We start from the raw sequence: 22,198 nt of genomic DNA on the forward strand, positions 1-22,198 counted from the left end.
ATCCGCGCGGCAGGCCGCGCCGTCATTCGACCGTGTGATCGCGGTCGGTTCACCCTAGATCAGGCCGCGGGAAACGCAACGTAGTCGATGACGAGGGCGACGAACAGCGCCGCACCGACCCAGTTGTTGTGCAGGAAAGCCCTGAAACAGCGCGCCCGGTCGCGGTGGCGGATCAGCGTGTAGTGGTAGATCGCGATCCCCGCTGCGACCGCGATCCCGCCGAAGAACCACGCGCCGCGTCCCGCGGCGACGCCGACCGCGGCGATCAGGCCGAACGCGACCGTGTAGCACAGCATCACTGCGGCGACGTCGAAGCGGCCGAACGTGATTGCGGAAGTCTTGATGCCGATCTTCAGGTCATCGGGACGGTCGACCATCGCGTATTCGGTGTCGTACGCGACCGCCCAGAAGATGTTCGCGAGCAGCAGGAGCCAGGCGAGCGCCGGCACTTCACCCTGCACTGCGGCGAACCCCATCGGGATGCCGAAACCGAACGCGATGCCCAGGTAGGCTTGCGGGATCGCGAGGAAACGCTTCGTGTAGGGGTAGCTCGCGGCGAGGAACAGCGCCGGCAGCGACAGCCACCGCACCAGCGGATCGAGCGGCAGGATCAGTATGAACGACACCAGCGACAGCCCGGCGGCGAGCAGCAGCGCCTCGCGGATCGTCACCGCGCCGGTCGCCAGTGGCCGCGTCCGCGTGCGCTCGACGTGGCCGTCGAAGTCGCGATCGGCGTAGTCGTTGATGACGCAGCCGGCCGAGCGCATCAGCGCCGTGCCGAGGACGAAGATCGCGACCACGTGCAGCGGCGGAACCCCATCGGCGGCGAGCCACAACGCCCACAGCGTCGGCCACATCAGCAGCAGGATGCCGATCGGCTTGTCGAGGCGCATCAGGCGCAGGTACAGCGGCAGCCGGCCGGACAGCGTGGCGGGGGCAATCATCATGTCGGCAACTCCAGAATCGTGGGCAGGAACACTTCGCTGACCAGCAGCGTGCGGCCGCGCAGGCCGAACAGCGACCGGCGCGCCCACAGCGCGGGCGGCAGGCGGCGCGGCGCGACGGCGGCCGAAGCGCGATGATAGCGCGCGTCCCGGCGGTCGAGACAGGTGCAGGCCAACGGCTGGCGGCGGATGCGCGGGTCGGCGAACAGCGCGGCGCCGAGCGGACGGGAGCCGAGCCCCTGGAACAGGATCCATGCTCCGCGCAGGTTGTGCCGCGGCAGGATGCTGCGCGCGAACACCACCGGGACGCCGTCGGCGACAAGCAGCACTTCGCGCAGCCACGCGAGTTCGCCGCGGCGCAGCCCGAGCAGCGCGGCCTCGTCCGGGTGCGGGACGGCGAGGCGCTGGGCGAGCACCTCGACCGAAAACAGGCTGCAGCGACTGCGGATGCGCGCGGTCAGCGAACCTGGATCGGTGAGCCAGGGGCGCAGCTGCGGGAGCATCCGGGCGCGCGGCGGGCGTTCGAGCCAGGTTTCGGAGTGAGGTCGGATGCGCATGGAAAAGGACGCCGGCAGGACGCCGCGGGGCTACGCATGATACCGGGAACGGCAGGCCGGCCCAATCGCGGGACGTCGCGGGACTTGGCGGCGGCGGCGGGACAGGGCGGCCGGCTGGCACCTCAGGCCCGCAGCAGCCCCTCGCGGCCGCCGAGCCAGCGCTCCATCACGCGCGCGGCTGTCTGCGGCGCTTCGTCGAGCAGATGTTCGGCGAGCGAGCGTGCCGGCCCGAGCAGCTCCGCGTCGCGTTCGAGGTCGGCGTAGCGCAGCAGCGGCGTGCCGCTCTGGCGGGCACCGACGAATTCGCCGGGGCCACGGATGTGCAGATCCTCGCGTGCGATCGCGAAGCCGTCGCTGTGTTCATAGATCACCTTCAGGCGCGCGCGGCCGTTTTCCGACAGCGGCTGCGCGAACAGCAGGATGCACACGGACTCGGCGGTGCCGCGCCCGACGCGGCCGCGCAGCTGGTGCAGCTGCGCGAGGCCGAAGCGCTCGGCGTGCTCGATGACCATCAGGCTCGCGTTCGGCACATCGACGCCGACTTCGATGACCGTCGTCGCGACCAGCAGGTGCAGCTCGCCCGCAGCGAACGCGGCCATCGTCGCGGATTTTTCTTCGCTCTTGAGGCGCCCATGGACGAGGCCGATCCGCAGCTCCGGCAGCGCGGTGGTGAGGGTGTCGAACGTCTCGAGCGCGGTCTTCAGCTGCAGCGCCTCCGATTCCTCGATCAGCGGGCACACCCAGTACGCCTGGCGCCCGGCCAGACACGCGTCGCGCACGCGGGCGACGACCTGGTCGCGGCGCAGGTCGGACACGAGCTTGGTGAGGATCGGCGTGCGCCCCGGCGGCAGCTCGTCGAGCACGGTGACGTCGAGATCGGCGTAGTAGCTCATCGCCAGCGTGCGCGGAATCGGCGTCGCCGACATCATCAGCATGTGCGGATGGCTGCCGCCGGCGCCCTTGTCGCGCAGCGCGAGTCGCTGGCGCACGCCGAAGCGGTGCTGCTCGTCGACGATCGCGAGGCCCAGCCGCGGCAGCAGCACCGGGTCCTCGATCAGCGCGTGGGTGCCGACCGCGAGCAGCACTTCGCCGCTTGCGAGGCGCGCGAGCTCGGCGTCGCGTTCGCGTCTGCGGCGGCCGCCCGACAGCCACGCGATGTCGACGCCGAGCGGCTCGAGCCACGCGGCGAGCTTTTTCCAGTGCTGTTCGGCGAGGATCTCGGTCGGCGCCATCAGCACCGCCTGGAACCCGTTCTCGGCCGCCTGCAGCATCGCCAGCGCGGCGACGATCGTCTTGCCGCTGCCGACGTCGCCCTGCAGCAGGCGCTGCATCGGGTGCGGCATGGCCAGATCGTGCGCGATCGCGGCGACCGCGCGAGCCTGCGCGCCGGTGAGACGGAACGGCAGCCGGGCGAGCAGCGCCTCGCAGAGGCGCCCGGTGGCCTGCAGGGCCGGCGCGCGATGCGTGCGGCGGGCGTTGTACGCGCGGCGCAGCGACAGCTGCTGGACCAGCAGCTCCTCGAACTTGATGCGCCGCCACGCCGGGTGGTCGCGATCTTCGAGCGCGGCCGCGTCGATGTCCGGCGGCGGGTGGTGCAGCGTGCGCACTGCGTCGGCGAAATTCGGCAGCCCGAGCCCGGCGAGCACCGCGTCGGGCAGGTATTCGTCGAGCGGGACGGCGTGCAGCGCGCGGGCGGCGAGCTTGCGCAGCGCCGACTGCGCGAGCCCGGCGGTGGTCGGATAAATCGGCGTCAGCGCCTGCGGCAGCGGCTCGCCGTCATCGACGGCATGCAGCCGCGGGTGCACCATCTCGTCGCCGAAGAAACCGCCGCGCACTTCACCGAACAGGCGCACGCGGCGGCCGGCGGCGAGCTGCTTCTGCTGCGACGGGTAGAAATTGAGCCAGCGCGCGACGAGCATCCCGGACGCATCGCGAACGCGGGCGACGAGCTGGCGGCGCGGGCGCAGCACGATCTCGCTCGATACGACCTCGCCTTCGATCTGCACCGCGGTGCCGCCTCGCGCCGCGGCGATCGGCGTCACCCGGGTCTCGTCCTCGTAGCGCAGCGGCAGATGCAGCACCAGGTCCTGCGGCCGGCGCAGATCGAGTTTGGCGAGCCGGCCCGCCAGTTGCGGACCGACGCCGGCCCATCCGGCCAGCGCCGGTCGCGTTGCAGCGTCAGGAGGGGACGGACCTTCGCGGATCAGCCAAGCACCAGTATCGCGTCGGCCTCGACGAGCGCGCCTTTCGGCAATTCCTTCACCCCGACCGCGGCCCGGGCCGGGTACGGTTCGGCGAAGTAGCGCGCCATCACTTCGTTCACCTTGGCGAAGTTCGCGAGGTCGGTGAGGTAGATCGTCAGCCGCGTCGCGTCGGCGAGCGAGCCGCCGGCCGCTTCGGCGACCGCCTTGAGGTTCTCGAACACGCGCACGGTCTGCGCCTCGAAGCCCTCGACCATCTGCATCGTCGCCGGGTCGAGGCCGATCTGGCCGGAGCAGTAGACGGTGCTGCCGGTCCTGACGGCCTGCGAATAGGTGCCGATCGCGGCGGGGGCGTTGGGGGTCGAAACGATGCTGCGGCTCATGGGCGGAATCCTTGAGTAGTGGGTGCCGGGCGACTCACAATGAGGCGATTGTAAGCCAGACCGGCCGGAGGCCATATCCTGAGCAGCTTTGCGGTGTTCACGGACGCTTCCGTTCGTTGCCTTTTTCGCCCTTTTCACCTTTTTCGCCCTGCGCGAGAGCGCGCACCAGCGCCGCTTCGGCAACCGTGATGCCGCAGCGTTCGGCGATCGCCTCGACGTCGAGTCCGCGTCGCGCAAACACCAGCGCCTCGTCGTATTCAGGCGATGCGCCTGCTTTGGCGACGCCGCCGTCGAACTGCTCCTGCTCCTGCTCCTGCTGCACCTGCAGCCGGGCAGTCAGGCTGGCGAGCTCCCGGCGCTGCTCGGCGAGTTCGGCGCGCAACTGGGCGACGTCCCGGCGCAGCTGCTGCACCTCCAGCTCGACCTGGAAACCGTCGCGTCGCGGCGACGGCGGCGGCCGCTCGAAGACGAATACCTCCTCATCGCCCGACGCGCCGGCGCCTGAAGCCGGAGGGCGCCGGGCGCCACGTGGACGGCGCAAGCGCCTTTGCAGCGCCTGGTACAGCCGGATTGCGACGTAGACGGCCAGCAGCGCAGCTGCGGACCACAGGATTTCGCTAATGCCCATCGCGGACTACCTCGCCGCCCGTGCAGACGGCCGACGGCGCTCCGGCATGGCGCGGGCGGGGAACATGACGCGTGGATTGTCGCGGATAATACCCGCCTCACCCCCCCTGCAACGACGCAACTGCTGACTCATATGACTTTCGACCTCGCTCTGATGCTGCTCTTCTGGCTGAAGAAACTCGTTTCGGCCTTCATGCTGCCGCCGCTCGCCCCGCTACTGCTCATCGCACTCGGCCTGCTGCTCGTCCAGCGCTGGCGCCGCGCCGGCCTGGCAGTCGCGTGGACGGGGCTCGCCATAGCGCTGCTGCTCGTCTTGCCCGTCACCGTCGGCTGGATGCTCGACGGGCTGGAGACCGACCCCCTGACGGCGACACCCGCCCGCCGCGCCGAGGCGATCGTCATCGTCGGCGGCGGCAAGCGGCGCCACGCGCCCGAATACGGCGGCGAAACCGTGAACCGGCTGACGCTCGAACGGCTGCGCTACGGCGCGCGCCTCGCGCACGGACTGCGGCTGCCGGTGCTCGTCAGCGGCGGAGCGCCGATCGGCGAGCGCCCGGAAGGCGAGCTGATGAAGGCCTCGCTCGAAACGGACTTCGGCATCACCCCGCGCTGGGTCGAGGCGAGCTCGCTCGACACCGGGCAGAACGCGGAATTTTCCGCGCCGCTGCTGAAAGCGGCCGGCGTGCGGCGTGTGCTGCTCGTCACGCACGCCGCGCACATGCGCCGCGCCCGCGCCGAGTTCGAGGCCCGCGGCATCGAGGTGATCGCCGCCCCAACCGCCTGGCTCGGCAAGCACGACGCGAACGACCAGGTGCTGAGCGCGCTGCCCAGCGCGACCTCGGCCTATGCCGGCTGGTACGCGGCGCACGAATGGCTGGGGCTGCTCGCGCTGCGCCTGTCGCGCTGAACGGCACGCGGGGGATTGTGGCGTTCCCGCGGCAACTTCGGCAAGCCCGATCCCGCGAAGGCGGCTGCCAGCCGGGCCGGTGCGCGGCGAGTCCGCAGGGGGCGTCGGTGATATTGTCCGGCGAGGGTTGTCGTCAGGCCGCCCTGCCCCGCACCAGCGCGCTCGCAATCTCGGCGACATGGCGGCCCTGGAACTTCGCCATCTCGAGCTCGAGCTGGCTCGGCATGCGGCTGCCATCGCCGCCGGCGATCGTCGCCGCCCCATACGGCGAGCCGCCCAGGATCTCGTCCATCCCCATCTGCCGCTTCTCGCTGTAAGGCAGGCCGACGAGGACCATGCCCTGGTGCAGCAGCGTGATGTGCGTCGACAGGATCGTGCTCTCCTGCCCGCCATGCTGCGTCGCGGTGCTGGTGAATACGCTGCCGACCTTGCCGATCAGGCTCCCCTTCATCCACAGCCCGCCGGTCTGGTCGAGGAAGTTGCGCATCTGCGCACACATGTTGCCGAAGCGCGTCGGCGTGCCGAAGATGATCGCGTCGGCTTCGGGGAGCTGCCCGGTCTTCGCCACCGGCACGTGCGCGAAGGCCTGCTGCGCCGCCTTCGCCCCGGACTTCTCGAGCACCTCGTCGGGCACCAGTTCCGGGACGCGGAACAGGCCGACTTCGGCCCCGGCGACGCTGCGCGCGCCTTCCGCGACCGCTTCCGCCATGCGGAAAATGTGGCCGTACATGCTGTAGAAAATGATCTGGACTTTCATGTCGCAGCTCCAGGGGTGAAGGACAGGATGGCAGGGCACCGCTGCCGTTAGGCCAGCCTAGTCAACGGATCCGCCGCGTTCAACCGCGGCAATGACGGGGCCGCAAGCGTGCCGCCGAGGTTTCAGCCTGCGGATCGCGCGAACCACACGCGGGCAGCGTGGGTCTTCTCAAGGACGGCCGGGGCGCGCGAACGAGCGCCCCGGCCGTGCCCGCCGTAGCGCCGGGCCCCGCGCCCGTATCGCCGTATTGGCCCGTATCGCCGCATCGTTATCTCACGTCGAGGAGAGCAGATGAACCCGAATGCATCGACATCCCCGCAGGACCCGCTGCCCGTCGAAACCGTCGTCGTGCCGCACGCGAGCGATCTGGGCGGCGGCTTCAAGGTGATGCGCGCGCTGCCGTCCGTGCAGCGGCGCATGGTCGGGCCTTTCGTGTTTCTCGACCAGATGGGGCCGGTGGAGCTGGCCGCGGGCAGCGGCCTCGACGTCCGGCCGCATCCGCACATCGGCCTCGCGACGGTGACCTACCTGTTCGACGGCGAAATCCTGCACCGCGACAGCCTCGGCAGCGTGCAGCCGATCCGCCCCGGCGAGCTGAACTGGATGACTGCGGGACGCGGCATCGTGCATTCCGAGCGCACGCCGCCCGAACTGCGCCCGTCCGGCCCGCGTCTCGCCGGACTGCAGGCGTGGGTCGCGCTGCCGGCGCGCGACGAGGAGAGCGAACCCGCGTTCGCACACCACGGCGCGGCGGAACTGCCGGTCATCGACGCGCCCGGCCTGAGCGTCCGGCTGATCGCCGGCGAGGCTTTCGGCGCGCGCTCGCCGGTCGCGACCCACTCGCCGCTGTTCTACGCCGACGTCACGCTCGCCCCGCCGGCGCGCCTGCAGGTGCCGAGCGAGCATGTCGAGCGCGCCGCCTACATCGTCGCGGGCGCCGTCGCCATCGACGGCGTGATGTATTCGGCAGGCCAGCTGCTGGTCCTGCGGCGCGGCACCGAAGTCGTCATCACGGCGTCGTCGGCAACCCGGCTGATGCTGCTCGGCGGCGAACCGCTCGACGGGCCGCGCCACGTGTGGTGGAACTTCGTGTCGAGTTCGCGCGAGCGCATCGAGCAGGCGAAGGCGGACTGGCGCGCCGGCCGCTTCGCGCCAGTGCCGGGCGAGACCGAATTCATCCCGCTGCCGGACAATCACCCGTTCCCGGTGCGCTATCCCTGACCCCGACCCCGAGCAGCCCGAATCGCGCAAGGAGCCCCGCAATGTCCAGCGAACCCGGCCGCGCAGCCGGAGCCTCCGCCGCCCCCCCGCCCCGCCGCGGAACTCGTCGCCGTCCGCCCCGACCGCCAGGTCCTCACCCGCCAGCGCCTTCCCTACTTCCTCGGCATTTCCGCTGCGACCGCTGGCAGCAAGGGGCTGTCGATGCATATCGTCGTGATTCCGCCCGGAGGCGTCGCCCAGGCGCACAGCCATCAGGATTTCGAGACCGCGATCTACGTGCTCGAGGGGCGCGTCGAAACACGTTATGGGCCGGGCCTGCACCGGTCGGTCGTCAGTGAGGCCGGCGATTTCCTGTTCATCCCGCCCGACGTGCCGCATCAGGCGTTCAACCTCAGCAGCACCGAACCCGCCCGTGCGATTGTCGCCCGCAACGACGCCGACGAGCAGGAGCGCGTGCTGCCGTACGATCCTGCGGCGGACGGCTGAGTGCGGGGCGGTCGCATTCCGGAAAACAGGCGATGACAGACGAGGCGACCCATCTGGTGCTCGGCGACGCCGCGGCGGGTGTCCTGCGCGACGCGATGACGGCGGGCATCCCGGCGGCGGCGCCGATCCTGCGCTTTCGAGACATCTACTGCATCGGCCCTCTTGGCGCGCTCGGTACCGCTGACGGCCCGGCAAGCCGCGCACGCTACTGGGCGCAGCTGCTGCCCGACGCGCCGCCGCCGGTCACCGGCTTCGACGAGGAGGAGACGCGTTACGCGCACGCGGCCGACGCTGTGCGCCACGGCACGGTGTTCATCTGGAGCGGCGCGCACAGCTCGTCGCAATTGTGGCTACAGCGTCTGTGCGCGACGTTTTCGCCGCAGGCCGCGGACGTCCGCCTTGTCGAGGCCGTCGACCCGGGGGCCGCTTCGGGCGGTCGGCGCGCGGTGAGCCAGTTCGACCCGGGCGATCTTGGAGAACTGCTTGCGCGCATGCGCGCCCTCGACCGCGGGGAGATCGCGCGGCGCGCAGGCGAATGGCAGCGTCACCGCAGCGTCCCGTCCGGCGTGCGGCGCTGGAGCGACGGCCGCATCACCCACCACGGCGACGACTTCTACGACGCTTTGCTGCTCGCTCAGTGCGATGACGACTGGCAAGCGGCCGATCAGGTGATCGGCGCGGCGCAGTGGGAATGCGACGAGTTCCTCGGCGACGTGTTCTTCGCGTGGCGACTGCGTTGCCTCACGAGAAGCGGACGCCTGTTGTGGCGCAGCCCGGACGGATCGCTCGCCGAGGCCGTGGTCAGGCTGCCGGGATCGGGCGGCGCACAGGGAACACTGCATTGAAGCGCGCCGGCGGGCACCGCCGACCGGCGCACCGAGGCGGTCGAACGCGATGATGCGCCATCGACGATCGTCCACGACCCATGCCGTCGCTTTGCCATTGGCAAATGACAGGTACGGAACCGACAGCGACTCTGTTACGGGGTACGGCGTGGGTTCGTTGAGACATTGCGACGAGACCCTAAAAAGACTAAATTAAGTCTTTAACTGGTGTCCGGGCACGACCATGCGCTACTCATCTCAAGTCAAACCCATCAGCTACCTCAAGGCCAACGCAGCCGAGGTGCTGGCGCATCTTGCCGAGCAGCGGCAGCCCCTGGTCATCACGCAGAACGGGGAGGCCAAGGCCGTTCTGCAGGACGTCGCCTCGTTTGAGGAGACCCAGGAAACGCTGGCGCTGCTGAAGATCCTGGCTCTCGGCAATCAGGACGTGGAAGCCGGTCGTGTCAAGCCAGTGGCTGATGTCGTGGCTCGCCTGCGCGGCAAGCGTGCCACAGGCTGATGGGCGGCAAGCCGATCAGGTATGAGGTTTTGCTCACCCGGGGTGCAGAGCAGGACCTGGAATCGATTCACGATTACATCACCGAATTCGACTGCCTGGCGAACGCAAACTACGTGCTCGACCAGCTGATGGAAGTCGTGGAAAGCCTGGCACAGTTCCCCGAGCGAGGCAGCTATCCGAAGGAGTTGGTGCCGCTGGGCATCAAGGAGTACCGGCAAACCGCGTTCAAGCCCTACCGGGTGATTTACCGCGTGACGGGCAGCCAAGTCGTCGTTTACCTGATCGTTGATGGCCGCCGAGATATGCAGTCGGTGCTGGCTCGCCGATTGCTCGGCGCGTGAAGCTGCAGCAACCCGCGCCGCTCGACCCGCGGCCGGCCGGTCACATCCCGCGAAACGCGGGCTTGCGCTTCTCGAGGAAGGCGGTGATGCCCTCGACGAAGTCGTCGGTGGCGCTGCAGCGGCCGAACGCTTCGGCTTCGCTCTCCAGTTGCGATTCGATCTGGGCGTCGTAGGAACTCGCCACCAGCCGCTTGATTTCGCCATAGGCTTCGCGCGGACCCGCCTGCAGCCGGGCGACGAGCTGGTCGGTCTCGCCGTCGAGCTCGGCGGATGGGAGCACGCGGTTGACGAGGCCGAGGCGCAGCGCTTCGGCGGCGTCGAAACGCTCGGCGAGCAGCAGCAGTTCCAGCGCCTTGCGGCTGCCGACGACGCGCGGCAGGAAATACGTCAGGCCGCCGTCGGCCGCGAGGCCGATCGATGAATACGCAGTCGTGAATTTGGCGCTGTCGGCGCACAGCGCGAGATCGCAGCCGAGCATCAGCGACAGGCCGAAGCCGGCGCACGCGCCGCGCACTTTCGCGATGACAGGCTGGTGCAGCGACTGGAGCATCTCGACGGCCGGGTTGATGTGCTTCTCGATGATCGCGCGGAAAGCCACCATGCGCGCCTGCGGGCCGAGGTGGAACTGCGTCGCGAAGTCCTTCAGGTCGCCACCCGCCATGAAATGGTCGCCGGCGCCGGTGATGACGACGACGTCGACGTCCTTGAGATCGCGCAACTCCCGGACGACACCCAGCAGGTCCTGCATCATCTCGATCGACAAGGCATTGAGCTGCGCCGGACGGTTGAGCGTGAGCGTGGCGACGCGGTTCGAGACGTCGAGCAGTACGGTATTGGCCATCGGGTTGAATCTCCAGGACAGGCGCTCGCGGGTCTCCGGGTCTGCGGCCGCGGCGCGCGACATATCGGGTAAAAGGGGCGGAAAGTCTACACCCGCTCGAACACTCCCGCTGCGCCCATGCCGGTGCCGACGCACATCGTCACCATCGCATAACGCAGCTTCGGGTCGCGCTGCATCGCGCTCATCACCGTGGCAGTGCGGATCGCGCCGGTCGCGCCGAGCGGGTGGCCGAGTGCGATCGCGCCGCCGAACGGGTTGACCCGCGCCGGGTCGAGCCCGAGCTCGCGGATCACCGCGAGCGACTGCGCGGCGAACGCTTCATTGAGCTCGATCCAGCCGACGTCGGCGAGCTTCACGCCGCCCGCGGCGAGCGCGCGCGGAATCGCTTCGATCGGGCCGATGCCCATGATCCGGGGCGGCACGCCGGCGACCGAATAGCTGACGAAACGGGCGATCGGCGTCGCGCCGTAGCGTTTCAACGCCGCCTCGCTCATCAGCAGCACCGCGCCGGCGCCGTCGGACATCTGCGAGCTGTTGCCGGCGGTGACCGAGCCGCGCGCGGCGAACACCGGCTTGAGCTTCGCCAGCGCTTCGAGCGACGCGTCCGGCCGCGGCCCTTCGTCGGTGTCGCGGACGCGCTCGACGACGCGCACCGCGCCGCCGTCACCGGGCAGGTGGGTGCGGACCGTATAAGGCGTGATCTCGGCACGGAAATGCCCGCCGGCGATCGCCGCGGACGCACGCTGGTTCGAATGCAGCGCGAAAACGTCCTGGTCCTCGCGGCTCACTTTCCACTGCTGCGCGACCTTTTCGGCGGTCAGCCCCATGCCGAACGCGATGCCGACGTTGTCGCGATTGGCGAAGATCGCCGGGTTCAGGCTGACCTTGTTGCCCATGATCTGCGGCATCGCGCTCATCGACTCGGTGCCGGCGGCGATCATCACGTCGGCCTCGCCCAAGCGGATGCGCGCCGCGGCGTCCGCGACCGCCTGCAGCCCGGACGCGCAGAAGCGGTTGATCGTGATGCCGGGCACGTTGTCCGGCAGCCCGGCGAGCAGCAGGCCGATGCGCGCGACGTTCATGCCCTGCTCGGCCTCCGGCATCGCGCAGCCGACGATGACATCCGCGATCTCGTGCGCGTCGAGCGCCGGCACCTTGCCGACGACGGCCGACAGCACGTGCGCGAGCAGGTCGTCGGGCCGCACGTGCGCGAACATTCCGTTGCGCCGGGCGACGGGCGTGCGCGTCGCGGCGACGATGTAGGCGTCCTGGACTTGTCTGGTCATGTCATTCCCCTCTCAGTTGCGCAGCGGCTTGCCGGTTTCCAGCATGTGCGCGATGCGCTGCTGCGTCTTTTCGGTCTTCAGCAGCTCGACGAACAGCGCGCGCTCGACGTCGAGGATCCACTGCTCGCCGACCTGCGCATTCGTCTCGACTTCGCCACCGCACAGCGCAGTCGCCGCCGCCTTCGCGACCTTGTAGTCGTGTTCCGAGATGAAGCCGCCTTCGGCCATGTTGACGAGCATCAGCTCGCAGGTCGCGATGCCGCTGCGCCCGGCGACCGTCACCGCGCGGTTGATCAGCGGCGGACGCCAGCCGGCCTCGAAAAGCGCCCGCGCGCGGGCAATCGCGACGTACGGCAGCTCGCGCGCATGCATCACGACGTCGTCCGAAGGTTGGGCGAAGCCGAGCTGCACCGCCTCGAGCGCGCTTTTCGCGACGGTCGCCATCGCGATCGTCTGGAAGCTCTGCTGGATGAACGGGAACACGTCGCGCCCCGCGGCGTGCTGTGCGCGCCGGTGCGCCTGCAGCGCGAATTCCTTGCTGCCGCCGCCGGCCGGAATCAGGCCGACGCCGGCTTCGACGAGCCCGACGTAGCTCTCGAGCGCGAGCACGCGGTGCGCCGCATGCATCGCGAACTCGCAGCCGCCGCCGAGCGCCATCCCCTCGACCGCGGCGACGACCGGCACCTGCGCGTGGCGGATCGCCATCGACACCTGCTGGAACTTCGCGACCTTGCCGTCGAGCAGCGCAAACTGCCCGGCCTTGCACGCCTCGGCGACCTGCTGCAGGTTCGCGCCGACTGCGAACGGCGCGTCGTGCCACAGCACGAGGCCGTCGAGGTCGCGTTCGGCGCGCGCGATCGCCTCACACATGCCGTCGATGACTTCGTCGCCGATCGCGTGCAGCGTTGCCTTGAACGACAGGATGCCGATGCGGGCGTCGACGTCCGGGCGCGTCCATAGCCGTACGCCGTCTGCGTCGCCGCCGTTCTCCCACAGCGTCTCGCCGCGGTCGGCCGGCGCTTCGCCGAGCAGCGCGTCGGGGTAGAGCTGGCGGCGATAGACCGGCAGCGTCGGGCGGGCTTTAAGGAGGTTGTCGCGCGCGGAATACGAGCCTGCCGCCTCGTGCACGCTGCCGCGCAGGAACACCCACGCCGGCAGCGGCTCCTTCGTCATTGCGCGGCCGGCGTCGATGTCCATCTGGATCGCTTTCGCGACGTCCGCCCAGCCCGCGGCCTGCCAGGTCTCGAACGGCCCGCGCGCCCAGCCGAAGCCCCAGCGCATCGCCAGGTCGATGTCGCGCGCGCTGTCGGCGATTTCGTCGAGATGCACCGCGCAGTAATGGAACAGGTCGCGGAAGATCGCCCACAGGAACTGCGCCTCGGGCAGCCCGCTCGCGCCAAGCCACGCGAACTTCTCGGCCGTGTTCAGCGTTTGCAGCGCGGTCGCGACTTCCGACACGATGTCGCTGCGGCTCGGGCGGTAGTCGCCCGTCCTGGGATCGAGCACGAGGATCTTCTTGCCGTCCTTGCGGTAGATGCCGGCGCGCGTCTTCTGCCCGAGCGCACCTTTCGCGATCAGCGCCTGCAGCCAGTCCGGCTGGCGGAACCAGGTGTGCCAGGGGTCGTCGGGCAGCGTCGCCTGCATCGTGTCGATGACGTGGGCGAGCGTGTCGAGACCGACGACGTCGGCGGTGCGATAAGTCGCGCTCTTCGGCCGGCCGATCAGCGGGCCGGTCAGCGCGTCGACTTCGTCGAAGCCGAGGCCGAGCCGCGCCGTGTGATGCATCACCGCGAGGATCGAGAACACGCCGACGCGGTTCGCGACGAAGTTCGGCGTGTCCTTGGCGCGCACGATCGACTTGCCGAGCCGCGTCGCGAGCCACGCTTCGAGCGCGTCGAGCATCAATGGGTCGGTCGCGGGCGCCGGGATCAGCTCGACGAGCGCCATGTAGCGCGGCGGGTTGAAGAAATGCACGCCGCAGAAGCGCTGGCGCAGCGACTCGGGCAGCCCTTCGGCGAGCTTCCCGATCGGCAGGCCCGACGTGTTCGACGCGAAGATCGCGTCGGCGCGCAGATACGGCGCGACTTTCGCGTACAGGTCGAGCTTCCATTCCATCTTCTCGGCGATCGCCTCGATGACGAGGTCGCAGTCACGCAGGCGTTCGAGATCGGTGTCGTAGTTCGCGGCGTCGATATGGCCGGCGAGATCCTTCGCCGCGAGCGGCGCCGGGTCGAGCTTCGTCAGGCCGGCGATCGCGCGTTCGATGACGCCGTTCGGCGGGCCGTCCTTCGCCGGCAGGTCGAACAGCACGACCGGCACATCGGCGTTCGCGCAATGCGCCGCGATCTGTGCCCCCATGACGCCGGCGCCGAGGACGGCGACCTTGCGGATGATCAGCTTGCTCATGCGAGTTCTCCAGATCCTGGCTCGCCCCGGCATGACCGGTGCGACACGAGCCGATGCACGGGCGGAAATCCTGCCATTGCTTCAGGGGAACGGAACCGGCCGGCCGTTGCCCCTGCGGCGATCAGAACGCCATCGAGTACTGCGCGCCGAAGATCCAGACGTCGGACTCGTATTCGCCGGTGACGCGCCCGCGTCCTGCCGCGCTCTGGTCGTTGTCGATCTTCGTGTCGCGCACGTAGAGATAAGCGCCGCCGACATCGAGCGTCGTCGTCTTCGTCGCTTTCCACTGCGCGCCGAGCGCATACCAGGTGCGATCGTTGTCCGGCAGCGCGACGAGCCGGCGATCCCTGCCCCTCACCGGCGCCTGGTCGTAGGCGACGCCGAACTTCAGCTTCCAGGCATCGTTGAGCTTGTAGTTCGCACCGAGCGCGACGCGCCAGCTGTCGCGGTAGTCGGTGTCGAGCGTCTGCACCGTGACGCCCGACAGCGGCCCGGAGCGCCGGTCGATGTCGACTTTCTTGATGCTGCTCCAGCCCGTCCATGACAGGTCGCCGAGCATTTCCCAGCGCTCGTCGAGCTGTTGCGCGACGCTCATGATCAGCGTGTCGGGCAGATCGACATCCGCGCGGGCCTTGCCGCTGGTCGTCTGCGGCACGGCGCCCGCGAGCGTGCCCTTGAGCTTCAGGTCGCCTTCGAGCTCGTGCTCGATCTTCGAACGGTACGAGACCCCGATTTTCATCGACGGCGACGGCGTGAACAACACGCCGATGTTCCAGCCCCACGCATCGGAGTCGACATCGAGCGTCGCGAACGTCGTGCTGAGGCCGGGGGCGACCGCGGCAATGCGCTCGTACTCCGCTTCGGCGCGCTGCCAGTTCAGGCCGGCGCCGAGCGACAGCTTGTCATTGACGCGATACGCGATCGACGGGTTGATGTTGTAGGTCTTGATCTCGAAGTTCAGTGACTGGGCCGCGCCGACCCACGACTCGTCGTAATCGGTGACGAGGCCGAACGGGGCGCTCAGGCCGACGCCGACATACAGATCCTTGTTCAGCGCCCACGACAGGTAGGCGTTCGGCAGTGCCGCCCACCCGCCCGCGTCGTCGCCTTCGCCGCGGAGCACGCCGCTCTGCGAGCCCTTGTCGCTGAACTCGAAGCTCGGCCGCACCGCCGCCACGCCGAACGACGCTTCGCGCGCCTGCAGCTGCGTCATGCCGGCCGGGTTGAAGAAGATCGTCGCGGCGTTCTCGGCGACCGCCGCCGAACCCGCGTAGGCGTTGCCGAGCCCGCTGGCGTTCTGCTCCAGCAGCTGGAAACCGGCAGCCGAGGCCAGCCCGGAAGCCATCGTCAGCAGCGCCGCCGGGACTGCCCGGGCAATCATCGTCGTATGCATGGGTGTCGCCTCCTTGTCATGCCATCAGCAAGTCTAGCACTGCCTTCGCACGGTCGCGCCGGCTGCCCGGCGCCGCTCATTCGGCCGGCGGCACCGGTCGCTTGTTGCCGTGGTCGTCGAGCGCCACGTAAGTCAGCTTCGCCTCGGTGACCTTCACGACGAACAGGCTCTCGGGATTGCGCTCGGCGAACACCTGGACATCGACGGTGATCGAGGTGCGCCCGACCGACACCACGTCGGCATAAAAACTGACCAGGTCGCCGACCGACACCGGCTGCTTGAACGTGAAGGCGTTGACCGCGACCGTCGCGCAGCGGCCGCGCGCGCGGTAGTGCGCGGCGATGCCGCCGGCGATGTCGACCATCGACATGATCCAGCCGCCGAACACGTCGCCGGCGGGGTTGAGGTCCCCCGGCATCGGCATCACCCGCAGCGCCGGCTGGCGGTTCTTCGGCAATTTCACGGCAGTCGTTGAAACATCGGACATCAGCTTGTTTTCCAGGAATTCATCGGGCCGAAACGATAGCATCATCCCGGCGTGCCGATGCCGCGTCGAGCGGTTTTTCCCCGCCGGACGCCAGATAGTGCAGCGGGCCGCCGGTGAAAGGGGCGAAGCCGGTGCCGAAGATCACGCCGGCGTCGGCGAGATCCGCATCGGCAACGACGCCCTCATCGACGCAGCGGCGCGCCGCGGCGAGGAGCGGTGCGACGATGCGCGCGGCGAGCCCCGCGGGGACCGTGTCGACTGCGGTTTTCTGCGCCTTGCCGTCGCTCCAGCGGTAATAGCCCTGGCCGGACTTCCGGCCGAGATGACCGGCGGCAACGAGTTCCGCAAGCCGTTTCGGCACCGCGACCGCGCCCCCGCCGAGCGCCCTGCCGGCAGCCAGCGCGATGTCGAGCCCGACCGTGTCGACGAGCTCGACCGGCCCCATCGGCATGCCGAACGCGACCAGTGCCGCGTCGACGGCTTCCGGCGCGATGCCTTCCTCGACGCAGCGCAGCGCTTCGAGCATGTACGGCCCGAGCACCGCATTGACGAGGAAGCCGGGGGCGCTGCGGACCGGCAGCGGCAGCTTGTCGAGGCGGCGGACGAATGCCGCGGCGCAGCGCAGCGCACCTTCGTCCGACGCCTCGCCGGCGACGACTTCGACGAGCGGCATCTGCGCGACCGGGTTGAAGAAGTGGATGCCGACGAGGCGCGCCGGGTTCGCGAGCCCGGCCGCGATGTCCTCGATGCGCAGGCTCGACGTGTTCGTCGCGAGCACGGCGTCGGGTGTCGCGCGGCGCTCGAGGTCCGCAAACAGCGCGCGCTTCGCGTCGAGATTCTCGAAGATCGCCTCGATGACGACGTCGGCGCGCCGCATGCCATGGCCGTCGGGGTCGGGGATCAGCCGGTCGAGCGCGAAGCGCACCTGCCTCGCTTTCGTTGCCGCATCGCCGCGCAGCTTGCGCTCGAAGAGCTTCGCGGCGCGGCCGATGGCCGGCGCGATGCGCTCGACAGTCTGGTCCTGCAGCGTCACCGTCATGCCCGCGAGCGCACATACCGCCGCGATGTCGCCCCCCATGACGCCGGCGCCGACGACATGCACGTGGCGCGGCGCGAAGTCGCCGCGGTTGTCATCACTCTTGCCGAAACCTTTCAGCCGCTCCTGCAGGAAGAACACGCGAATGAGGTTCTTCGCCGTCGGCGAGCGGAAAATCGCTTCGAGCGATGCCGGGTGGCCGGCCGGCACTGCGAGCGCGTTGCCGCCGAAGCGCTGCCAGATGTCGACGATCGCGTACGGCGCCGGGTAATGCTCGCGCGGCGCCTTCGACGCGACCTGCTTCCTCGCCCGGTCGGCGACGATCGACTTCAGCGGGCCGTTCATCAGCCGCAGCGTCAGGGCCGGCTTTTGTCGCCGCTGGCCGGACAGCACGAGCATGCGCGCGGCGTTCTCCATGACGCGCAGCGGCACGCACTCGTCGGCGAGCCCGATCTGTTTCGCGCGGCGTGCATCGACGCTCTTTCCGGTCAGCATCAGGTCGAGCGCCGCCGGCGCGCCGATCGTCGCCGGCAGCCGCTTCATGCCGCCCCATGCGGGCACGATGCCGAGCATCACTTCGGGCAGCGCGAGCTTCGTCGCGGGCTCGTCGACGACGACGCGGTAACGGCACGCGAGCGCGAGTTCCAGCCCGCCGCCCAGGCAGTGGCCGCGGATCAGCGCGAGCGTCGGAAACCGCAGGCGCGCGAGCCGGTTGAAAAGCTCCCAGCCACGGCCGACCAGCTCGCGCGCCGCCTGCGGCGAGTCGAGGCGCGTGAATTCCTCGATGTCGGCGCCGGCGATGAAGCCGGCGGGTTTCGCCGACGCGATGACGAGCCCTTTCGGCGGCTGCGCTTCGAGCACAGTGAGAACGGCTGCGAGTTCGTCGAGCACGTCGCGCGACAGCGTGTTCGTCGCCGCACCGGCGCGGTCGAGGTACAGCCACGCGACGCCGTCTCCGCCCCCCTCTCCATCCCCCTCGTCGCGCACGAGGCGCAGGTGTTCGTAGTGCGTTCTCATCACACCGTCTCCACGAGCATCGCGCCGCCCTGTCCGCCGCCGATGCAGATGCTCGCGATGCCGCGCGAGAGATTGTCGCGGCGCAGTCGCTGCACGAGATGCAGCACGATGCGCGCGCCGCTCGCGCCGACCGGATGGCCGATGGCGATCGCGCCGCCATCGACGTTCAGGCGCTCCTCGTCGAGCCGGCCGAGCGGCGCCGCGAGACCGAGCTCGTCGCGGCAATAGTCGGCGTCGTCCCACGCGCGCAGGCACGCGATGACCTGCGCGGCGAACGCTTCGTTGATCTCCCACGCATCGACGTCATTCAGGCCGAGCCCGTGACGCGCAAGCAGCGGCGTCGCCGCGTGCACCGGGCCGAGCCCCATCTGCGCCGGGTCGAGCGCCGCCCATTCGCAATCGACGATGCGCCCGACCGGCGTCAGGCCGCGGCGCTGCACCGTCTCTTCGGACGCAAGGATCAGCCACGCCGCGCCATCGGTGATCTGCGAACTGTTGCCGGCGGTGACGCGGCCGTACTTGCGGTCGAAGAACGGCTTGAGCTTCGCCAGCTTGTCCACCGACGAATCGCGCCGCACGCCGTCGTCGTCCTTGTACAGCGTGCCGTCGCGGTCGATCAGCGGCACGATCTCGCCGAGACACCCGGCATCCTGCGCCGTGGCGACGCGGCGGTGGCTGCGCACCGCGTATTCGTCCATCGCGGCGCGCGAAATGCCGAAGCGGTGCGCGAGGTTCTCGGCGGTCTGGCCCATCAGCTGGCCGACCACCGGATCGGTCAGGCCTTTCATGATGCCGATCACCGGCGCGAGATCAACCGGGCGGAAGCTGTGCAGCGCAGCCGCTTTCTGACCGACTGTCTTCGCCGCATACCAGCCCGACAGCCAGCGCACCATCGCGTCGGAGAACAGCAGCGGCGCGCGGGACAGCGCGTCGACGCCGCCCGCGAGCACGAGGCCCGAGCGGCCGGTGCGGAGGTTCATCATCGCCGAATCCAGCGCCTGCATGCCGGACGCGCAGTTCCTCATCACCGTCCAGCCCGGCACCTTGTGGCCGCAGCCGAGCCGCAGCGCGACGACGCGGCCGATATTGACCTCGTCCGGCGACGGGCTCGCGCAGCCGAGGATCACTTCGTCGAGCTCGTCGGGCGCGAACGTCTGGCGCATGAGCAGCGCCGCGCCGGCGGCGGTTGCGAGGTCCGACGCGGTAAATGGTCCCGGGCCGTTCCTCGCCTTGAGGAACGGCGTGCGGGCGCCGTCGATGATGTAGATGCCGGGGCTCATGCGCAGGCAGCTCCTCAGGCGACCGCACACAGCGGGCGCGAATCGTTCGGCCCGACTTCGGCGAGCGCTTCGCGCAGGCCGAAATCGTACGGGAAATCGTCGACGCGAATGACCTTGTCGCGCAGCACGTTGCGCCGCTCGACGAGCGCGAATTCGGCGTCGCTGATGACGCCGGCTTCGAGCGCGCGGCGCCACACCGCATCGACGCCGCCGCCGACGATCAGGCCCGGGTCGAAGCGCCCGTGCCGGCGCGCCTCTTTCAGCTTCGCCTCGACCGGCTCGGCTGCGATCGTCGCGGCGAGCGCGGCTTCGAGCGCCGCGGCCGGCTCGTCGAGGTCGTCCGGCAGATAGACGTCGGCAGTCAGCCGGTCGCGCGTCGGCGACGGCTCGATCAGCAGCTTCGCCACTTCGTGGCCGAGCGCGTCGGACGGCACGACGTACGGCCGTCCGAGCGGGAACACGACGAGCCGGCGCAGCACCGTCGCGAAGAACCTGTTCGGGAAGTTCGCGATGACGCCTTCGAACGCGTTCTGCGCGCGGAACATGCAGTCCCAGATCGCCCAGTGCATCAGCGGCGCGTCCGCCGCCTGCCGCCCTTCGGCTTCGAAGCGCTTGAGCACCGCCGACGCGAGATACATCAGCGACAGGATGTCGCCGAGCCGCGCGGAGAGCTTTTCCTTGCGCTTCAACGCGCCGCCCATCGTCCCCATCGAGATGTCGGCGAGGAACGCGAACGCCGCCGAGAAGCGCGTCAGCTGCTGGTAGTAGCGCCGCGTCTCGGGCGCGATCTCATCGGCGTCACCGCCCGGCACAGCGACGAAATGCGAGCCGGTGAATCCCATCACCAATGCCCGCACCGCGGACGACAGGGTGTAGCCGATGTGCCCCCAGAACGCGCGGTCGAACGTCGCCAGATCGTTGTCCTGCGCGGCGTGCATCTCGTCGAGCACGAACGGATGGCAGCGGATCGCGCCCTGGCCGAACAGGATCAGGCTGCGTGTCAGGATGTTCGCGCCTTCGACGGTGATGCCGATCGGGATCTGCTGGTACGCGCGGCCGAGGAAATTCTGCGGCCCGAGGCAGATGCCCTTGCCGCCGATGACGTCCATCCCGTCATTGACCGTCTGGCGCGCGCGCTCGGTGACGTGGTACTTGACGATCGCCGACACCACCGACGGCTTCTCGCCGAGGTCGATCGCGCCGGCCGTCATGATGCGTGCCGCATCGGACAGGTAGGTGTTCGCGCCGATGCGCGTCAGCGCCTCCTCGACGCCCTCGAAGCGGCCGATCGCGGTCCTGAACTGGTGCCGCACGCGGGCATACGCGCCAACGGCGCGCGCGGTCATTTTCTGCATGCCGGTGTTCGAACCCGGCAGCGAGATCGCACGCCCCGCCGCGAGGCACTCCATCAGCATCCGCCAGCCCTGGCCCGCCATCTTCGGCCCGCCGATGATGAAATCGAGCGGCATGAACACGTCGCGCCCGCGCACCGGCCCGTTCATCCACACCGCGTTGAGCGGCAGGTGGCGCCGGCCGACGTCGACGCCGGGGTGTTCGGCCGGCACCAGCGCACAGGTGATGCCGAGGTCCGGCTCGCCGCCGAGCAGGCCGTCCGGGTCGTACAGGCGGAACGCCAGCCCGAACACCGTGCAGACCGGCGCGAGCGTGATGTAGCGCTTGTCGAACGTCACGCGCATGCCGGGCACTTCGCGCCCCTGCCACATGCCTTTGCAGACCACTCCGGAATCCGGGATGGATGCCGCGTCCGACCCGGCCCACGGGCTCGTCAGCGCGAACGCCGGGATGTCGACGCCGGCTGCGAGCCGCGGCAGGAAATGCGCCTTCTGCTCCGGCGTGCCGTAATGCAGCAGCAGCTCGGCAGGCCCGAGCGAGTTCGGCACCATCACCGTGACCGCCGGCGCCGACGAGCGCGTCGACAGCTTCGTCACGACCTGCGAATGCGCGAACGCCGAGAAGCCTTTCCCGCCGTATTCCTTCGGGATGATCATGCCGAGAAAGCCGCGCTCCCTGATGTAGCGCCACACTTCGGGCGACAGGTCCTGGCGCTGCGTCGCGGCCCAGTCGTCGGTGAGCCGGCACAGCTCGCTCGTCTCGTTATCGAGGAACGCGCGCTCCTCGGCGGTGAGGGTCGGCCACGGATACGCAAGCAGCTTCGCCCAGTCCGGCCTGCCCGCAAACAGCTCGCCTTCCCACCACACGGTCCCCGCTTCGAGCGCATCCTTCTCGGTTTGCGACATCGACGGCAGCGCGCCGCGGAAAGCCTTGAAGATGCGCGCGGTGACGAGTTCCCGGCGCAGCGGCCGGATCAGGAACAGGCCGATCGGGAGGCTGTACAGGACGAGGGCGACGATCGTCGCATTCGACGACCAACCGAGCACCGCCGCGAACAGCACGAGCCACAGAAAGCCGACCGCCGCCCAGACGGGAAACGCGGCGCGCCGGTACGCAAGCGCGCCGGCAATCGGCACGAGCAATACGATGAGCAACCAGACCATGTCGCCTCCTCGATTACGCCGACCCGCTCGCGGCATTCCCGCGTCTCCCGCCGGGTCCCGTGGGAGCGCGCGCGGAAGACGGCAGGTTGCACCGGGCAAGTCGTCTGAAGTGTGAGCGCATGGGCGGAGCGGGGCAAGTCGGGCGACACGCGCGAGACGGTCCGATGC

Annotated in this window: 20 protein-coding genes; 6 read left to right on the forward strand and 14 right to left on the reverse strand. The window is 69.6% G+C overall.

The annotated features are described in order from the left end of the window. Window positions 1-59: 59 nt before the first annotated feature. The 5 genes from ubiA to GO606_RS10255 form a co-directional block, all read right to left on the reverse strand. A complete protein-coding gene (gene ubiA / locus GO606_RS10235) occupies window positions 60-947 on the reverse strand; it encodes a 4-hydroxybenzoate octaprenyltransferase (protein WP_211166820.1) in 888 nt (295 codons plus the stop codon). Then, complete coding sequence (locus tag GO606_RS10240; protein ID WP_169120402.1) at window positions 944-1,501, reverse strand: chorismate--pyruvate lyase family protein; 558 nt, start codon at window positions 1,499-1,501, stop codon at window positions 944-946. Before GO606_RS10240 ends, ubiA begins: the two co-directional genes overlap by 4 nt. Window positions 1,502-1,623: 122 nt before the next feature. Next, window positions 1,624-3,660: an ATP-dependent DNA helicase RecG gene (recG, locus tag GO606_RS10245; RefSeq protein WP_211166821.1), complete on the reverse strand. Its 2,037-nt coding sequence runs from the start codon at window positions 3,658-3,660 to the stop codon at window positions 1,624-1,626. A gap of 44 nt (window positions 3,661-3,704) precedes the next feature. Then, the gene (locus GO606_RS10250) at window positions 3,705-4,085 is read right to left on the reverse strand and encodes a RidA family protein (protein ID WP_169120400.1); all 381 of its coding nucleotides are present in this window, start codon (window positions 4,083-4,085) and stop codon (window positions 3,705-3,707) included. Window positions 4,086-4,182: 97 nt separating this feature from the next. After that, window positions 4,183-4,713: a DUF2802 domain-containing protein gene (locus GO606_RS10255; RefSeq protein WP_169120398.1), complete on the reverse strand. Its 531-nt coding sequence runs from the start codon at window positions 4,711-4,713 to the stop codon at window positions 4,183-4,185. A 132-nt stretch (window positions 4,714-4,845) separates the two neighbouring features. Between GO606_RS10255 and GO606_RS10260 the strand changes: the two genes are divergently transcribed. Beyond that, the gene (locus GO606_RS10260) at window positions 4,846-5,619 is read left to right on the forward strand and encodes a YdcF family protein (protein ID WP_246979475.1); all 774 of its coding nucleotides are present in this window, start codon (window positions 4,846-4,848) and stop codon (window positions 5,617-5,619) included. A 133-nt stretch (window positions 5,620-5,752) separates the two neighbouring features. On the opposite strand, the gene wrbA is transcribed toward GO606_RS10260, so the two are convergent. After that, window positions 5,753-6,376 carry an NAD(P)H:quinone oxidoreductase gene (gene wrbA, locus GO606_RS10265; RefSeq protein WP_169120394.1) on the reverse strand — a complete coding sequence of 208 codons (624 nt, stop codon included), beginning with the start codon at window positions 6,374-6,376 and terminating at the stop codon, window positions 5,753-5,755. A 291-nt stretch (window positions 6,377-6,667) separates the two neighbouring features. Here wrbA and GO606_RS10270 point away from each other — a divergent pair, with 291 nt between their 5' ends. From GO606_RS10270 to GO606_RS10290, 5 genes are all read left to right on the forward strand, one after another. After that, on the forward strand, window positions 6,668-7,597 hold the full coding sequence (locus tag GO606_RS10270; protein WP_169120392.1) for a pirin family protein: 930 nt from the start codon (window positions 6,668-6,670) through the stop codon (window positions 7,595-7,597). Window positions 7,598-7,798: 201 nt separating this feature from the next. Next, window positions 7,799-8,083, forward strand: coding sequence for a cupin domain-containing protein (locus GO606_RS10275; RefSeq protein ID WP_246979476.1), 285 nt, complete (start codon window positions 7,799-7,801; stop codon window positions 8,081-8,083). 32 nt (window positions 8,084-8,115) lie between these two features. After that, a complete protein-coding gene (locus GO606_RS10280) occupies window positions 8,116-8,928 on the forward strand; it encodes a DUF1835 domain-containing protein (RefSeq protein ID WP_169119535.1) in 813 nt (270 codons plus the stop codon). Between the two features lie 223 nt (window positions 8,929-9,151). Continuing rightward, window positions 9,152-9,427: a type II toxin-antitoxin system Phd/YefM family antitoxin gene (locus GO606_RS10285; RefSeq protein ID WP_169119536.1), complete on the forward strand. Its 276-nt coding sequence runs from the start codon at window positions 9,152-9,154 to the stop codon at window positions 9,425-9,427. Next, window positions 9,427-9,768, forward strand: a complete 342-nt coding sequence (locus tag GO606_RS10290) for a type II toxin-antitoxin system RelE/ParE family toxin (protein ID WP_169119537.1) — start codon at window positions 9,427-9,429, stop codon at window positions 9,766-9,768. The genes GO606_RS10285 and GO606_RS10290 overlap by 1 nt, the downstream gene beginning before the upstream one ends. Window positions 9,769-9,808: 40 nt before the next feature. On the opposite strand, the gene GO606_RS10295 is transcribed toward GO606_RS10290, so the two are convergent. The 8 genes from GO606_RS10295 to GO606_RS10330 form a co-directional block, all read right to left on the reverse strand. Next, window positions 9,809-10,609, reverse strand: coding sequence for an enoyl-CoA hydratase/isomerase family protein (locus GO606_RS10295; RefSeq protein ID WP_169119538.1), 801 nt, complete (start codon window positions 10,607-10,609; stop codon window positions 9,809-9,811). 86 nt (window positions 10,610-10,695) lie between these two features. Beyond that, window positions 10,696-11,895 (reverse strand): acetyl-CoA C-acyltransferase, encoded by a 1,200-nt coding sequence (locus tag GO606_RS10300; protein WP_169119539.1) that lies wholly within the window; start codon window positions 11,893-11,895, stop codon window positions 10,696-10,698. Between the two features lie 12 nt (window positions 11,896-11,907). Beyond that, on the reverse strand, window positions 11,908-14,301 hold the full coding sequence (locus GO606_RS10305; protein ID WP_169119540.1) for a 3-hydroxyacyl-CoA dehydrogenase/enoyl-CoA hydratase family protein: 2,394 nt from the start codon (window positions 14,299-14,301) through the stop codon (window positions 11,908-11,910). 121 nt (window positions 14,302-14,422) lie between these two features. Beyond that, on the reverse strand, window positions 14,423-15,694 hold the full coding sequence (locus tag GO606_RS10310; protein WP_169119541.1) for an OmpP1/FadL family transporter: 1,272 nt from the start codon (window positions 15,692-15,694) through the stop codon (window positions 14,423-14,425). A gap of 76 nt (window positions 15,695-15,770) precedes the next feature. Next, the gene (locus GO606_RS10315) at window positions 15,771-16,181 is read right to left on the reverse strand and encodes an acyl-CoA thioesterase (RefSeq protein WP_169119542.1); all 411 of its coding nucleotides are present in this window, start codon (window positions 16,179-16,181) and stop codon (window positions 15,771-15,773) included. 19 nt (window positions 16,182-16,200) lie between these two features. Beyond that, the gene (locus tag GO606_RS10320; RefSeq protein ID WP_169119543.1) at window positions 16,201-18,234 is read right to left on the reverse strand and encodes a 3-hydroxyacyl-CoA dehydrogenase NAD-binding domain-containing protein; all 2,034 of its coding nucleotides are present in this window, start codon (window positions 18,232-18,234) and stop codon (window positions 16,201-16,203) included. After that, the gene (locus GO606_RS10325) at window positions 18,234-19,514 is read right to left on the reverse strand and encodes an acetyl-CoA C-acetyltransferase (protein WP_169119544.1); all 1,281 of its coding nucleotides are present in this window, start codon (window positions 19,512-19,514) and stop codon (window positions 18,234-18,236) included. The genes GO606_RS10320 and GO606_RS10325 overlap by 1 nt, the downstream gene beginning before the upstream one ends. Before the next feature lie 14 nt (window positions 19,515-19,528). Beyond that, window positions 19,529-22,030, reverse strand: coding sequence for an acyl-CoA dehydrogenase (locus GO606_RS10330; RefSeq protein WP_169119545.1), 2,502 nt, complete (start codon window positions 22,028-22,030; stop codon window positions 19,529-19,531). Between the last annotated feature and the right edge of the window lie 168 nt (window positions 22,031-22,198).

The organism is Aromatoleum anaerobium (assembly GCF_012910705.2).
Classification (GTDB): domain Bacteria; phylum Pseudomonadota; class Gammaproteobacteria; order Burkholderiales; family Rhodocyclaceae; genus Aromatoleum; species Aromatoleum anaerobium.

Excerpts from the sequence above, each read along its gene's own strand:
- ubiA (WP_211166820.1), bottom strand. The coding sequence starts at position 947 with ATGATGATTGCCCCCGCCACGCTGTCCGGCCGGCTGCCGCTGTACCTG.
- GO606_RS10240 (WP_169120402.1), bottom strand. The coding sequence starts at position 1,501 with ATGCGCATCCGACCTCACTCCGAAACCTGGCTCGAACGCCCGCCGCGC.
- GO606_RS10250 (WP_169120400.1), bottom strand. The coding sequence starts at position 4,085 with ATGAGCCGCAGCATCGTTTCGACCCCCAACGCCCCCGCCGCGATCGGC.
- GO606_RS10255 (WP_169120398.1), bottom strand. The coding sequence starts at position 4,713 with ATGGGCATTAGCGAAATCCTGTGGTCCGCAGCTGCGCTGCTGGCCGTC.
- GO606_RS10260 (WP_246979475.1), top strand. The coding sequence starts at position 4,846 with ATGACTTTCGACCTCGCTCTGATGCTGCTCTTCTGGCTGAAGAAACTC.
- wrbA (WP_169120394.1), bottom strand. The coding sequence starts at position 6,376 with ATGAAAGTCCAGATCATTTTCTACAGCATGTACGGCCACATTTTCCGC.
- GO606_RS10270 (WP_169120392.1), top strand. The coding sequence starts at position 6,668 with ATGAACCCGAATGCATCGACATCCCCGCAGGACCCGCTGCCCGTCGAA.
- GO606_RS10275 (WP_246979476.1), top strand. The coding sequence starts at position 7,799 with ATGCATATCGTCGTGATTCCGCCCGGAGGCGTCGCCCAGGCGCACAGC.
- GO606_RS10280 (WP_169119535.1), top strand. The coding sequence starts at position 8,116 with ATGACAGACGAGGCGACCCATCTGGTGCTCGGCGACGCCGCGGCGGGT.
- GO606_RS10285 (WP_169119536.1), top strand. The coding sequence starts at position 9,152 with ATGCGCTACTCATCTCAAGTCAAACCCATCAGCTACCTCAAGGCCAAC.
- GO606_RS10290 (WP_169119537.1), top strand. The coding sequence starts at position 9,427 with ATGGGCGGCAAGCCGATCAGGTATGAGGTTTTGCTCACCCGGGGTGCA.
- GO606_RS10295 (WP_169119538.1), bottom strand. The coding sequence starts at position 10,609 with ATGGCCAATACCGTACTGCTCGACGTCTCGAACCGCGTCGCCACGCTC.
- GO606_RS10300 (WP_169119539.1), bottom strand. The coding sequence starts at position 11,895 with ATGACCAGACAAGTCCAGGACGCCTACATCGTCGCCGCGACGCGCACG.
- GO606_RS10305 (WP_169119540.1), bottom strand. The coding sequence starts at position 14,301 with ATGAGCAAGCTGATCATCCGCAAGGTCGCCGTCCTCGGCGCCGGCGTC.
- GO606_RS10310 (WP_169119541.1), bottom strand. The coding sequence starts at position 15,694 with ATGCATACGACGATGATTGCCCGGGCAGTCCCGGCGGCGCTGCTGACG.
- GO606_RS10315 (WP_169119542.1), bottom strand. The coding sequence starts at position 16,181 with ATGTCCGATGTTTCAACGACTGCCGTGAAATTGCCGAAGAACCGCCAG.
- GO606_RS10320 (WP_169119543.1), bottom strand. The coding sequence starts at position 18,234 with ATGAGAACGCACTACGAACACCTGCGCCTCGTGCGCGACGAGGGGGAT.
- GO606_RS10325 (WP_169119544.1), bottom strand. The coding sequence starts at position 19,514 with ATGAGCCCCGGCATCTACATCATCGACGGCGCCCGCACGCCGTTCCTC.
- GO606_RS10330 (WP_169119545.1), bottom strand. The coding sequence starts at position 22,030 with ATGGTCTGGTTGCTCATCGTATTGCTCGTGCCGATTGCCGGCGCGCTT.